The organism is Aurantimonas aggregata (genome assembly GCF_010500835.1).
Lineage (GTDB): Bacteria > Pseudomonadota > Alphaproteobacteria > Rhizobiales > Rhizobiaceae > Aurantimonas > Aurantimonas aggregata.
In genome coordinates this window covers 21722-33280 of the sequence record NZ_JAAAMJ010000028.1, presented here as the reverse complement: position 1 = coordinate 33280, position 11559 = coordinate 21722, and the positions used below count along the sequence as shown (strand labels likewise).

The window sequence follows — 11559 nt, the reverse complement described above, 5'->3', positions numbered from 1 at the left end:
GCGCCCGATCCCGATTATGCTCGCGCCGGGCGGTATCAGTCCAGGTCATGATCATCCTCCATCGTCTCGACAACGACGAGGAATCACAACTCACTGATATCGCTCAACCTCTTTCAAATCGGGCTCTTAACCTGACACCAATCGACGTTTCAACTGACGGCCACAGTGAGAATGACCTCGATGTTGCCACGTACAGCGTTAGAATACGGGCAGATCTGATGTGCACGCGCGACCAGATCTTCTGCAGCCTTCTGTTCGATCCCATCGGGACTTCCAGCGTTTAGCGCCGGAAACAGGTTCGTTTACCTCCAAAAGCGCTTTGAGACTGGAAAGAATTGTCGGCCAACTCGCGAAAATGCTTCGAGTTTCAACAATGGATTCTGTCGGGCGCGTCTCACGGCGAGACGAGTGGTTCAGCCTGGTACGCCCGGTGAAGCAGTTCGAGAAAGGGCGACGCCTCAGGCACGGAGACGGAGCCGATCCGTTGTACCGCCACACCCGGCGTCCATGAGTTCATGACCACAGCCCCGGCCAGCTTCGAAAGCTCAGCAAGCGTCACGTCGTGGACGCGCTGAGGGACACTAAGGCGATCCAGTTGGCGGCGGACAATGTCCATCGTGGTGCCACCCAGCATCTCAGCTGCAGGCCATACCACCGCGTCGCCGTCCCAAAACGCCAAATTCCATATGGACCCCTCGCTAAGCCGACCGCGACGGTCAACGAAAGCGACATCGTCAAAGCCTTGTTCAACGGCCTGACGAAGGAAGTAAGTCTTGGCCACCTCGCCAACATGTTTCACCGCTGGGAGTATCCGTTCGTACTCTACCGTCGCTAGTTGAAGCGGGCCGTCTGGGCCGGACGACGCCGGTCCCGTACGGATCAACACCTCTGGCTCCACATCAGCCCCGGCAACAGTGAACTCGCCGGCCGGTGAGTACACTGTGGCCGTCAGTGAGAGATCAGCCGGACCAGCCCTAAGCGCCTCCCGCAAGTACGCCCGCATACGATCGTCGGGCATGGCCTGACCGAACAAATCCAGCGAGGCAGAACGCAACCGCTCCAGGTGGAGGTCGAGGCCTCTGACTTGGCCGCCGCGGACCTGCATGGCAGTGAAGTGAGCGTAACCCGCGAAAGCGAGCGGCGCCAATTCCTCGGCATTCGCGGACCGACCATTACGTTGAACGATGAAAGACCTATCTGACATCTGGAATGCTCCTGCTCGCCAATTGCGGATGAAAGGACTAGGCTATATACTACTAGTAAGTTACTTTTGGTATATAGATATGTCAAGCACCGATCAAAAAAAGGGGGCTAATAAGCCGCCACCGCGTCGTCGCCTATTGCGGGAGGACCGATATCGTCAGCTTATGGAGACCGCATGGCGGCTGGTCCGGGAGGAGGGAACGGAAGCCTTGACGCTTGGTCGGCTTGCTGAGCAGTCGGGCGTCACGAAACCGGTGGTTTACGACCATTTCGGCACGCGTCCTCGCCTGCTGGCGGCGCTCTACCGGGAGTATGACGCGCGTCAAAATGAACTCATGCAGTCCGCGCTTGAGGCAAGCGAACCGACCCTAACGCACAGGGCTGAGGTTATCGCGTCTTCTTATGTAGATTGCGTGCTTCTCCAGGGTCGCGAGATACCAGGTGTGATCGCGGCGTTAGCCGGTTCCCCCGAGATGGAGAAGATCAAACGCGAGTACGAAGTGGCCTTCGCAGAGAAATGCCGAAACGCCCTCGCCCCGTTCGCCGAAAACGGAGCTATCGCTCCAGCCGGCCTTTGGGCGATGCTCGGTGCCGCCGAGGCGCTCTCCTACGCCGCTGCGGCCGGAGAAATCACCGCCGAGCAGGCGCGCGACGAACTGTTCGAAACCATCCTCGCGATGGTCACAAGAAGTGACCGCCGCGCGCGACAGAATTCTAACCTGTGACCGCTGCAGGCGGTCGCTCGTTCAAAGCTCTGACAAGGGCGGGTGACCGTCAATTCCGCGCCGATACCGGCTAGCCGTTAAATTGCGATGCCCTATGAGGGATTTATCTCAAGCGGGCTCAACGCCAGGCCCTCCCATCCTCAGCCATTTTGTCGACCTGACCTTGGCCAGACTGAGAAGGCGCCGGAAGGCAGGATTATCGTTTTTCGGCGACCAGACCGCGCAAAAGGGCAAGATCTCGTTGGCGAGTGGGCGATAGGCGACACCAGGGAACTGTGCCGCAATCGTTGCTTCGCTGGTCAGCGTCAGGCTGCTTCCTCCGGCGACGATCTGCATCAGCGTGTCGCGATAGACCGCCTGTCGCTGAATGTTGGGGGAATGGCCGAGAGACGACAGGTGCTCCACCAGATAGTCGTGAATTTCCGGTCCTGGCTGCGCCTCGCTCACGATGAAACGCTGCCCATGGAGATCACGCCACGCGATCTCCTCCTTTTCAGCCAGTTCGTGCTTGGTCGGCATCACGACATAAATCCGCTCGTTCCACAGATGCGCGAGGTCGCAATCCTCGACCGTTGTTGTCCCGGTAAGAAATGCGACGTCCAGCCTGTGCTGCTGCACGGCCGACACGTGATCGGCTGGCCCACCTTCGCTATATTCGAGCCGGACCCCCGCATGATCAGCGTAGTAGGCTTCCACCAGCTCAGGCAGGAACCCCGACGCCAGTGAAGACATCAAGCCAATCCGAACGACACCCTCCTGACCTCGCCCGATGACGCAAGCGTCCTGGGCGGCATAACTGACGTGATCGATCGCCTTGCGCGCCCGCTGGAGAAACCGTTCGCCTGCGTAGGTGAGGCTGACACCGCCATGAGCACGAATGAACAAGGCAGCACCGATCTCATCTTCCAGATCGCGAACCCGCCGGCTAATCGTCGACGGTTGAACACCCAGCGTCCGGGCCGCCTTCCGGATACCGCCAAACTCCGCCATCGCGATAACATAACGCAGATGGCGGAGTTCGAATCTGGCGGAGTGCTTACCGCGCATAGCACGCCGCCGGTGATGAAGCGCTGATAGCCAGCACCTGAAAATCGATGTTGGCGCCCGCCTTGCAGAAGCTACGATGTTCAGCCGCAACCACGAAGGAGCACAGATGGCGAAGCTCAAAGGTAACAGGGCGCCCCGCCATCCGGCCTTCAACCCGCGATAGGAGGATTCAACCGTGCGAAACCTTCCTGCCGGCGATAAGGGGAATGGGGATAAGGCGCGACGACAGCGCTAGCCAAGTCCAGTCTCGCTATCTGCTCCGGCGTCAGATTCCAACCGACTGCGCCTAGGTTCTGGCGAAGCTGTTCCTCGTTACGCGCACCGATAATGACCGAGGAAACCGTGGGACGCTGCAAAAGCCAGTTCAACGCGATTTGCGGAACGGTTTTACCAGTTTCCTCAGCTATCGCGTCGAGCGCATCGACAACGCGGTAGAGATGTTCATCCTCCACCGGGGGGCCGAAGCTCGCGGTTTCGTGCAGGCGGCTGCCTTCAGGGAGCGTAGTACCCCGCCGAATCTTACCCGTCAGCCGTCCCCAGCCGAGCGGGCTCCATATCATCGCGCCGAGGCCTTGATCTGCCCCGAGCGGCATTAGATCCCACTCGTAATCACGCCCGACCAGCGAATAATACACCTGATTAACGATATAGCGCGGCCAGCCATATCGGTCTGCCACGGCTAGGGATTTCATCACCTGCCAGCCGGAGAAGTTTGAGACGCCGACGTAGCGGATTTTGCCGGCCCGCACGAGCGTATCGAGGGTCGACAGCACGTCCTCGACTGGCGTGAAGGCGTCGAAGGCGTGAAGCTGAAAGATGTCGATATAATCGGTCTGAAGACGGCGCAGCGCGTCGTCCACTGCACGGATCAACCGGAAACGAGATGAACCGGCGTCGTTCGGACCGTCGCCCATAGGCAAGCTGGTCTTGGTCGAGATCAGCACACTATCGCGCCGTCCCTTGATGGCTTCGCCCAGCACCTCTTCCGATGCGCCGTCGGAATAAACATCCGCCGTGTCGAACAGATTGATGCCGGCCTCGAGACATATGTCGATGAGGCCGCGGGCTTCCGTCGCATCCGAATTGCCCCAGTTGCTGAAGAGCGGACCTGTGCCGCCAAAGGTGCCCGCGCCGAAACTGAGGGCCGAAACCTTGAGACCAGATTTGCCGAGATAGCGATATTCCATGAGATTGTCCTTTCGTTATGGGAAGGATGGATCAGCGGCCGAGTAGCGCATCGAGGTCGATGGCGTCGGCCATCGCCCGATTGCCCTCGTCGCCGGGATGAAGATGGTCGCCGGAATCGAACGCCGGATTGATCCGCGCCGGATGCCCTGGATCTCGAAGCACCGCGTCGAAATCCACGATGGCGTCGAACGCGCCCCTTTCCCTGATCCAGCGATTGATCTCGTGACGCAGCGCGTCCTTTTCGGGATCGTAGTAGTTGCCGAGCGGCGTTCCGTTGAGCGCGCCTTCGAATGGCGGCAAAGTCGCCCCGATGAGCCGGACATTGTTCGCATCCGCCAGCGCGATGAGTTGCTGATACCCAGCAATCATAGCGTCAGCTGTCGGCCGGACCTGGTTCGGAGCGAAGCCAGTGCCCGGCCAGGAAATGTCATTGATGCCGATGAGAACGATGACCGCCTTCAGGTTCGGCTGCGAGAACACATCCCGCCGCAAACGTGCGGCGACGTTCACACCCATCTTGTCCTGAAGAAGCCTGCCGCCAGAGATGCCGCCGTTCAGCACTGCGATCTGATGCGGAGCGAGGCGCTTCGCTAGCAAATCCGGCCAACGGGTGTCGGCGTCGATCGTTGTTCCATTCCCGTCGGTGATCGAATCCCCGACGACAACAACCGCGCCCTCATTCGGTGTATCGACCAGCACTTCGTTGAGAAAAACGCGAGCATCCGTGATCGCTGTCTCCGGGAAGTCTTCGGCCTGGGTGAGATCTCCCTCGCCAAACCACGCCGTCTGGCGGCCATCCCAATGGAAAGTGGTCAGCGGTGTGTCGTCTGGAAGGTAGATCGAGACGGCGAGCTTCCCATGTGCATCGACGGTCAGTTCAAGTGGATCGCTCACAGCTGGAGCGCCCGGCGGAACAACAATGTCATCTTTGCCGCCAAACGTGATTCTGCGGATCGTACCCGGCTCGGCCGCCCCGCTTTCACCCGCGAGCCCTACGCTCGCACCCCCGATCCTCATCGGACGGTCGCCATAGGCGTTAGAGAAGACGAGGCGTATCCGCGAGCCGCCGAGGCTGATCCGCACGACCTGGCGAATGGTCTGATCCTTTACTGATGCTGGGATTTTGGTCGGGAAAGCGAAATCCGAACCCCAGATGGGTTGCGGACTCGCCATCCACGTACCGATCCAGCTCCGTTCCTCAGCCATCGCGGGGGACAGGCCGGAGAAGATGGATGCGAGCGCAAACGCTCCGACAAGCATTCCAGAGAAAATTGTTCTTCTGCGAAATTGACGGCCGCCAGTCGTCGTTCGGGATTCAGTTGGCATCGTTGTTTACTCCTGTGGTTTGACTTGCGAAGGCCGGCTGCACGGGACGATGTCCGGCGTTCGCCGCAAAGGCGGCGACGAGGATGGCCGCAGCCGGAAAAACTGCGGCAACGAGCGGCACCAGAGCGAGGCCCGGTCCGTGGTCGATGACCACCCCCCCAACCCATGCGCCAATGGCATTGCCGAGATTGAAAGCACCGATATTAAAGCTCGATGCGAGACTCTGGCCCGCACCTTCAACCTTGGAGAGCACCCACATCTGCAAGGGCGCGACCGTGGCAAAACCCGCGGCGCCGAGCAGGCCAATGAAGATTACGGCCGCCAGCTGGCTGTTGAACGCCAACGTCATGAGCCCAAGCACAACGACAAGCGTCGCGAGTGTGCCAAAAACAGCGAGAATTAGGTTGCGGTCGGCGAGCCTGCCGCCCAGAAGATTGCCCGCGACCAACCCACCACCGAAGATCAGCAGGATTGGCGAGACGGTTGCGTTAGAGAAGCCGCTGATCTGTGTCAGTAGTGGGGCGACATATGTGAAGACGGCGAAGACGCCGGCATAGCCGAGCACAGTGATCAGAAGGCCAAGCAGCACGGAACGGCGGGCAATTGCACGCAGCTCGGCTCGCCAATCGGAGGCTTCTGGCTGCGTCCGGTCCTGTGGCACTAGCGTTGCGAGGACGACAAGTGCTGCTACTCCAACCAGCATTACTGCCCAGAAGGTCGCCCGCCAGCCATAATGCTGGCCGAGCCAGGTACCGAAAGGAACGCCGAGCACGGTCGCGACGTCAGTCCGGTGAACATGATGGCGATGGCCGAGGCGCGCTTGTCGTCGGAAACGAGGCTTGTGGCCACCACAGCCCCGACACCGAAGAAGGTGCCATGGGTCAACGCGGTCAGAACCCGTGCCGCCATCAGCCAGCCGTAAGTCGGAGCGAGCGCGCAGGCCGCGTTTCCGATGACGAAGATGACCATCAATCCAACCAGCACATGCTTGCGAGGCCAGCGGGCCGTCAGCGCGGTCAGGATCGGTGCGCCGACGGTAACGCCGAGCGCGTAGCCCGAGATCAGCAGCCCCGCCGAAGCGATCGTGACATTGAGTTCGCGGCTGACCTCCAGCAGGAGGCCCATGATGACGAATTCGGTGACGCCGATGCCGAAGGCACCAGCCGTCAGGGCGTAGAGCGCTACGGGCATGATAACTTTCCAAATGTTCTTTCTTCTCTTGTAAGATAGACGTTGGACATCAGATGAAATAGAATGCCGCAAGGAATATCACTTGTGAGCTGAATTCATCATGGCGCGAATAGAGATCAACCGGTCCGGCGAGATGGAAGTGTTCGTGCGTGTGGTCGAACTCGGTGGCTTCTCACACGCGGCGCGTGCCGCCGGCCTGACGCCTTCGGCGGTCAGCAAGCTCATCTCGCGTCTAGAAGCGCGGTTGGGGGCACGGCTTCTCAATCGCTCAACACGGCAACTTCAGATCACACCGGAAGGCTGCGCTTTTTATGAGCGGGCGACCCGTATCCTCGCCGATTTGGAAGATGCCGAACGCGCGGCGGGCATAGGCGAACAGCCGGTCGGTCGTGTGCGCATCAATACGAGCGCCTCCTATGCCACTCATATTCTCGCGCCGGTGCTGCCAGAGTTTTTGGCACTCCATCCGGGTGTCACACTTGACATCGTTCAGACGGATGCCGTGGTCGATCTGCTTGCGGAGCGCACCGACGTTGCAGTCCGCGCAGGACCGCTCAAGAGCTCAAGCCTCGTCGCCCGCAAACTAGGCGAAACGGCGCTAACCATCGTTGCCGCGCCATCCTATCTGGAGCGATACAGTGAGCCGCGCACTATTGCCGATCTGGAAGGGCATAATCGCCTCGGCTTCGGCTACACACGGGCGACTGATGGCTGGACTCTCCGTGAGAACGGCGAAACCATCGTGGTTCCCGCTACGGGCCGTGTGCAGACGAGCGACGGCGAAGGCCTACGTCGTCTCGCTCTTGCCGGCGTCGGGATTGCCCGCCTGGCTGCCTTCACCGTGCGAGAGGATATAGTCGCCGGACGTCTGGCGCCGATGCTCGGCCATCTCGACACGGGCGAGACGGAAGCGTTTCATGCAGTCTATGTCGGTCAAGGCGGCCCGCTCCCCTCGCGCGTCCGTGCGTTGCTCGACTTCTTAGCAGAACAGGGGCGGTTATCCTGACCGGGATATAGCCAGCACGCATGCTTGCGTCAGAGGCGCGAAACACTCATCGAGCTACCTTATCGGCATTAGCCCCGCCTGCGTGAATCCGACGAGCATTGAACGTCCTATGTGCACGCTATGGCGGACCGAAAATACTACGCCCCTTTTTTCACCTTCCTCTTTTCAGCATCTATTGCTTTCAATCAACGAGGAACAAAAAATGAAGGCGAAAGAGAATGGCTCGAACAACTGAGAATGCGATCAAGCGGACGATCCGAAGGAAAGAGCTGCGCGCAATAGTCCCGCTGGCCGACAGCACTATCTACGAGATGGAGCAACGCGGGCAGTTCCCGCGCCGGTTTGCTCTGACGCCGAGATGCGTCGTATGGGATTTGGCAGAGGTGGAGACGTGGCTCGCGTCTCGCAGAGCCACGCCGATCAATCGCGCACAACATCCTGATGTCAGCCAGCGAAGAACTCGCCCTGTCAAAGAGACGGATCGGGGTCGAAAAGGGGCATCGACGGTGGAATGAGGACTGGCAGGCGTTTGCGTCCTTCGAGCCACGCGTCGATTATATCCGACCATTCCTGCGTCATGTGACGGCGCTGCAGCTCGTATTCGGCCTTATTGTAGACTCCCCGTGACGAGCGACCGTCTTCATGGGCGAGACACTTTTCGATCCAATCGCTATTGAAGCCAAGTTCATTGAGTAGCGTCGATCCTGTCCGTCGAAGGTCATGCACCGTGAACGGTTCGAGGGGCAGCCCCTCCTTCTTGGCCTGCTCCACCACTGAATATGTTACTCGGTTGAAGGTTGCGCGCGACATAGGCGCGTCGGCGTCATAGCGCGATGGAAGAACATATCGCGAATTACCCGAACACGTCTTCAATGCGATAAAGATGTCCAGGACTTGGCGCGACAGGTAAACATTATGCGCCTTCGAGCGCTTCATCCGCTCCTTCGGAATGGTCCAGACGGCGTTCTCGAAATCGACCTCATCCCAGGTCGCGTCCTGTAGCTCGCTCTTGCGCACCATGGTCAACAGAAAGAGTCGCAGCCCCAAGCGGATAGTGGGCAAGGTGGCAACGTGTTCCAGCTGCTTCAGCATTACACGGATCTCGGAAGGCGATAACGAACGATCCCGAGGTGCGAATGTCGCGATTGAAGTTGGCCCCACTTCGTCGGCCGGATTCGAAACCTTTTCACCATGCAGGATCGCGAACCCGTATATTTGCTTGAGTATGTCGCGCACATGGATGGCCGTGGCCGGCGCTCCTCGATCAACGATCTTGCCGCAATGTGCTCGCAAGTCATTCGGAGTGATTTCCGTTAACAGGCGATTGCGCCAGACGGGGAGCAGTTCGCGCTCGAAGATGGAGCGACGCATCGCGCGCGTGCTGTCGGCCATAGGCCCGGCCGTCAACCACTTCTCGCCGAATTCGCCGAAGCTCTTCGCTTCCTTGATACGACGTTTTTCTCGCTGTTTTTCGATCGCCGGTGAGCGTCCCTCGCTGACGGCACGCTTCGCGTCGATGCACTTCTCTCGGGCTCGGGCAAGCGAGATCCCGTCGCGTCCATACCTGCCCAGATAGACGGTCTCCCGGCGTCCGTTGAGCCGGTAATCCAAACGAAATGAGACCGTGCCACTGGGCATGACGCGCACATACATGCCGTCGCGGTCTGCGACTTTGTAAATTTTCTCTTTTGGTTTCAATGCCTTGATGGCAGCGTCCGTAAGCATCCTTTCCGCCTCCTGAAAAGTACCGTCAGCACAATTTCGAGGGCTAGTGACTGGGAATATCTTTAATATTCACCGTGTTATGTTGAAAAAACTACCGTCACGAGCCTCATTGACCGTGACGGTACTTTGTAAAATTCGCCGGAGCAATATACCGGAGACCCGTCGGGTGGGCCGACAGAGTCAATCTCTACATGCCGATAGCTACTGATTGCTACCGGCATGATTTATATTTGTTTTCAGATACTTAGGTCATGATTTAGCGTAAAATCGGCGGCTTACGGATGGGTCTGAATCATTCGCAGGGAAAGACCGATGCCCACGCCCTTTATCGCCGTGTCGTCTTCAATGTGCTGATTTCCAATGTCGACGATCATCTGCGCAATCACGGCTTCCTCTGGCTCGGCAAGGCCGGATGGTCGCTGTCCCCAGCATATGACCTCAATCCAGTGCCGACCGACATCAAGGCGCGGGTGCTGACGACCAACATCGATCTCGATGAGGGAACCTGCTCGCTCGACCTCCTGGAGGAGGCCTCGGAATTCTTTGCCCTGACGCTGGCGCAAGCTCGCACGGTCATCAAAGAAGTGGCGACCGTGACCGCAACCTGGCGCGAGACCGCAAAGGCTGTCGGTGCACGGTCGGCCGAGATCAACCGTATGGCCAGCGCGTTCGAGCATGACGATCTGACGCGAGCGCTGGCCCTATGACGAGAACCTTCCTTCACAGCTTCGATCCACCGTCGGCCAGCCCCGTCAATGCCGCCACCGTCGACCTGGACGTGGCGGATATCGAGGACGCCGGGATTCGGGAGGTGCTTCAGACGCCGGGCGCTGCTTATGGCGCATGGTCCATTCTCGATGCGCTCTTGACGCCGACGGGCGTCGGCACTCCCTTCATCTTCCGTGAACCGCTCGGCCAGGCGCGCGAGGTGAAGGTGGCCCTGTCGGGCCTCTTCGGGCGATTCGTCGCCCGCGCCTACCTCGAGCGCTACTTCAACCTTTCGATCTTCGCGCATCTCGGTAGCCAGACGATCGACCTGGACCGTCGACGAAAGGTCAAGATCAAGCGGCTTTCGCGCGGCGACCTCCCCGATTGGATCGCCTGCGCATCCGATCTGTCCTCGCTCACGGTCGCCGAGGCGAAGGGCTGCCACGATCCCGGTGGTCCGGCCAAAGCCCTGACGCGGGCGTGGGCGCAGGCCGGGCGCATCGACGTAACCGCCCAAGGCCGCAAGGTCACCGTCAAGCGCATCGCCATCGCCACGCGCTGGGGCATGGCCGTCGCCGGGCCGGCGAACGCCCATCTCTCCGTCAAGGACCCGCTCGACGAAGGCGAGCCCATCGAGCCGCACGAGAAGGACGCGCTCTTCATCGGCATGCTTCGGCTGCACATCGCCAACCTGATCCGACCACTTGGCCATGCCGAACTCGCCGGAGCGCTCTATCGGCTGACCCAGCAGCCGTTCGCGCGCAGGCTTCAAGGCGATCTCGATCTCGCCCGCGCCACGCTCGACGCAGCTCCGGTAGGAGAAGTGGACAAGACCGCCGCCATGGGCGGGCTGGTCGGCGGGATCGTCACCCGCGCCGGTCCGGTGACCGACGCGGACGTCACGCCGGGCGATCAAGAGTCGCTTGCGCGCCTCAATCTACGGCCGGTGTTTGTCGGCGTTGAGCGCGAGCTGATCCGGGCTGCCATCGATGCGGACCCGCAAGCGGTGCGCACGCGGCTGACCCAATCGGTGCGTCCCGATGATTTCGCGCGGCCCGATCGCGCGGGCGGTTGGATCGTGCCACTCGGCGAAGGACGACACATCATCGGCGGAGCCTGACCCAGGATCACGCGGCTGGACAAAGCAATAGCCGGAATCGGCAGATAAAAATGGGGGCGGAAATATGGACGCAGAAGACGGAGATCTCTCCAACGAAGCCGCGGCTCTTGCCGACATCCTCAAATGGTCGGCGGACATCCCCGCTTGGCAACGGGATGCCCTGCGGCGACTTTGTGGCCAGGCGAAGCTGGAGCCGGCGGACCTGACGTCGCTCGTGGCCATCTGCAAGGCCGTCGAGCAAGGCTCGCCGCTTGATGCGACCCACGTTCGAGATCCCGCCGCCAGCCATGCCGTCGTCAGTCTCGGCGCGCTCCATGGCC

At 60.2% G+C, this 11559-nt stretch carries 10 protein-coding genes and 3 pseudogenes; 5 read left to right on the top strand and 8 right to left on the bottom strand.

From position 1 onward, the window contains the following. Positions 1-149 precede the first annotated feature (149 nt). A pseudogene (locus GTW51_RS24125) lies at positions 150-257 on the bottom strand (organic hydroperoxide resistance protein); the annotation flags it as partial. A gap of 137 nt (positions 258-394) precedes the next feature. After that, positions 395-1204 carry an aminotransferase class IV family protein gene (locus GTW51_RS20925; RefSeq protein WP_163045987.1) on the bottom strand — a complete coding sequence of 270 codons (810 nt, stop codon included), beginning with the start codon at positions 1202-1204 and terminating at the stop codon, positions 395-397. 79 nt (positions 1205-1283) lie between these two features. On the opposite strand from GTW51_RS20925, the gene GTW51_RS20920 reads away from it, so the two are divergent. Beyond that, complete coding sequence (locus tag GTW51_RS20920; protein ID WP_163045986.1) at positions 1284-1928, top strand: TetR/AcrR family transcriptional regulator; 645 nt, start codon at positions 1284-1286, stop codon at positions 1926-1928. Positions 1929-2036: 108 nt separating this feature from the next. Here the strand turns inward: GTW51_RS20920 and GTW51_RS20915 are convergent, their stop codons facing one another. From GTW51_RS20915 to GTW51_RS20900, 4 genes and pseudogenes are all read right to left on the bottom strand, one after another. Continuing rightward, on the bottom strand, positions 2037-2975 hold the full coding sequence (locus GTW51_RS20915; protein WP_163045985.1) for a LysR family transcriptional regulator: 939 nt from the start codon (positions 2973-2975) through the stop codon (positions 2037-2039). Positions 2976-3124: 149 nt separating this feature from the next. After that, the gene (locus GTW51_RS20910) at positions 3125-4162 is read right to left on the bottom strand and encodes an aldo/keto reductase (RefSeq protein ID WP_163045984.1); all 1038 of its coding nucleotides are present in this window, start codon (positions 4160-4162) and stop codon (positions 3125-3127) included. Between the two features lie 31 nt (positions 4163-4193). Then, on the bottom strand, positions 4194-5489 hold the full coding sequence (locus GTW51_RS20905) for an SGNH/GDSL hydrolase family protein (protein ID WP_163045983.1): 1296 nt from the start codon (positions 5487-5489) through the stop codon (positions 4194-4196). After that, positions 5479-6680 (bottom strand): annotated as a pseudogene (locus GTW51_RS20900) (MFS transporter). Before GTW51_RS20900 ends, GTW51_RS20905 begins: the two are co-directional and overlap by 11 nt. Before the next feature lie 100 nt (positions 6681-6780). On the opposite strand from GTW51_RS20900, the gene GTW51_RS20895 reads away from it, so the two are divergent. Both GTW51_RS20895 and GTW51_RS20890 read left to right on the top strand, forming a co-directional pair. Beyond that, on the top strand, positions 6781-7686 hold the full coding sequence (locus tag GTW51_RS20895) for a LysR family transcriptional regulator (protein ID WP_163045982.1): 906 nt from the start codon (positions 6781-6783) through the stop codon (positions 7684-7686). A 218-nt stretch (positions 7687-7904) separates the two neighbouring features. Further along, positions 7905-8201 carry a helix-turn-helix transcriptional regulator gene (locus GTW51_RS20890; RefSeq protein WP_163045981.1) on the top strand — a complete coding sequence of 99 codons (297 nt, stop codon included), beginning with the start codon at positions 7905-7907 and terminating at the stop codon, positions 8199-8201. On the opposite strand, the gene GTW51_RS20885 is transcribed toward GTW51_RS20890, so the two are convergent. Continuing rightward, positions 8155-9411: a tyrosine-type recombinase/integrase gene (locus GTW51_RS20885; RefSeq protein ID WP_163045980.1), complete on the bottom strand. Its 1257-nt coding sequence runs from the start codon at positions 9409-9411 to the stop codon at positions 8155-8157. The genes GTW51_RS20890 and GTW51_RS20885 overlap by 47 nt on opposite strands. Before the next feature lie 296 nt (positions 9412-9707). Between GTW51_RS20885 and GTW51_RS20880 the strand changes: the two are divergent. Together GTW51_RS20880 and GTW51_RS20875 are read left to right on the top strand one after the other, a co-directional pair. Next, positions 9708-10118 (top strand): annotated as a pseudogene (locus GTW51_RS20880) (HipA domain-containing protein); the annotation flags it as partial. Then, positions 10115-11239, top strand: coding sequence for a hypothetical protein (locus GTW51_RS20875; protein ID WP_203566220.1), 1125 nt, complete (start codon positions 10115-10117; stop codon positions 11237-11239). The pseudogene GTW51_RS20880 and the gene GTW51_RS20875, both read left to right, overlap by 4 nt. Before the next feature lie 7 nt (positions 11240-11246). Here GTW51_RS20875 and GTW51_RS24120 read toward each other — a convergent pair whose 3' ends face one another. Then, positions 11247-11555, bottom strand: a complete 309-nt coding sequence (locus tag GTW51_RS24120) for a hypothetical protein (RefSeq protein ID WP_246233317.1) — start codon at positions 11553-11555, stop codon at positions 11247-11249. Positions 11556-11559 lie beyond the last annotated feature (4 nt).

Excerpts from the sequence above, each read along its gene's own strand:
- GTW51_RS20910 (WP_163045984.1), bottom strand. The coding sequence starts at position 4,162 with ATGGAATATCGCTATCTCGGCAAATCTGGTCTCAAGGTTTCGGCCCTC.
- GTW51_RS20895 (WP_163045982.1), top strand. The coding sequence starts at position 6,781 with ATGGCGCGAATAGAGATCAACCGGTCCGGCGAGATGGAAGTGTTCGTG.
- GTW51_RS20890 (WP_163045981.1), top strand. The coding sequence starts at position 7,905 with ATGGCTCGAACAACTGAGAATGCGATCAAGCGGACGATCCGAAGGAAA.
- GTW51_RS20885 (WP_163045980.1), bottom strand. The coding sequence starts at position 9,411 with ATGCTTACGGACGCTGCCATCAAGGCATTGAAACCAAAAGAGAAAATT.
- GTW51_RS20920 (WP_163045986.1), top strand. The coding sequence starts at position 1,284 with ATGTCAAGCACCGATCAAAAAAAGGGGGCTAATAAGCCGCCACCGCGT.
- GTW51_RS24120 (WP_246233317.1), bottom strand. The coding sequence starts at position 11,555 with ATGGAGCGCGCCGAGACTGACGACGGCATGGCTGGCGGCGGGATCTCG.
- GTW51_RS20915 (WP_163045985.1), bottom strand. The coding sequence starts at position 2,975 with ATGCGCGGTAAGCACTCCGCCAGATTCGAACTCCGCCATCTGCGTTAT.
- GTW51_RS20875 (WP_203566220.1), top strand. The coding sequence starts at position 10,115 with ATGACGAGAACCTTCCTTCACAGCTTCGATCCACCGTCGGCCAGCCCC.
- GTW51_RS20925 (WP_163045987.1), bottom strand. The coding sequence starts at position 1,204 with ATGTCAGATAGGTCTTTCATCGTTCAACGTAATGGTCGGTCCGCGAAT.
- GTW51_RS20905 (WP_163045983.1), bottom strand. The coding sequence starts at position 5,489 with ATGCCAACTGAATCCCGAACGACGACTGGCGGCCGTCAATTTCGCAGA.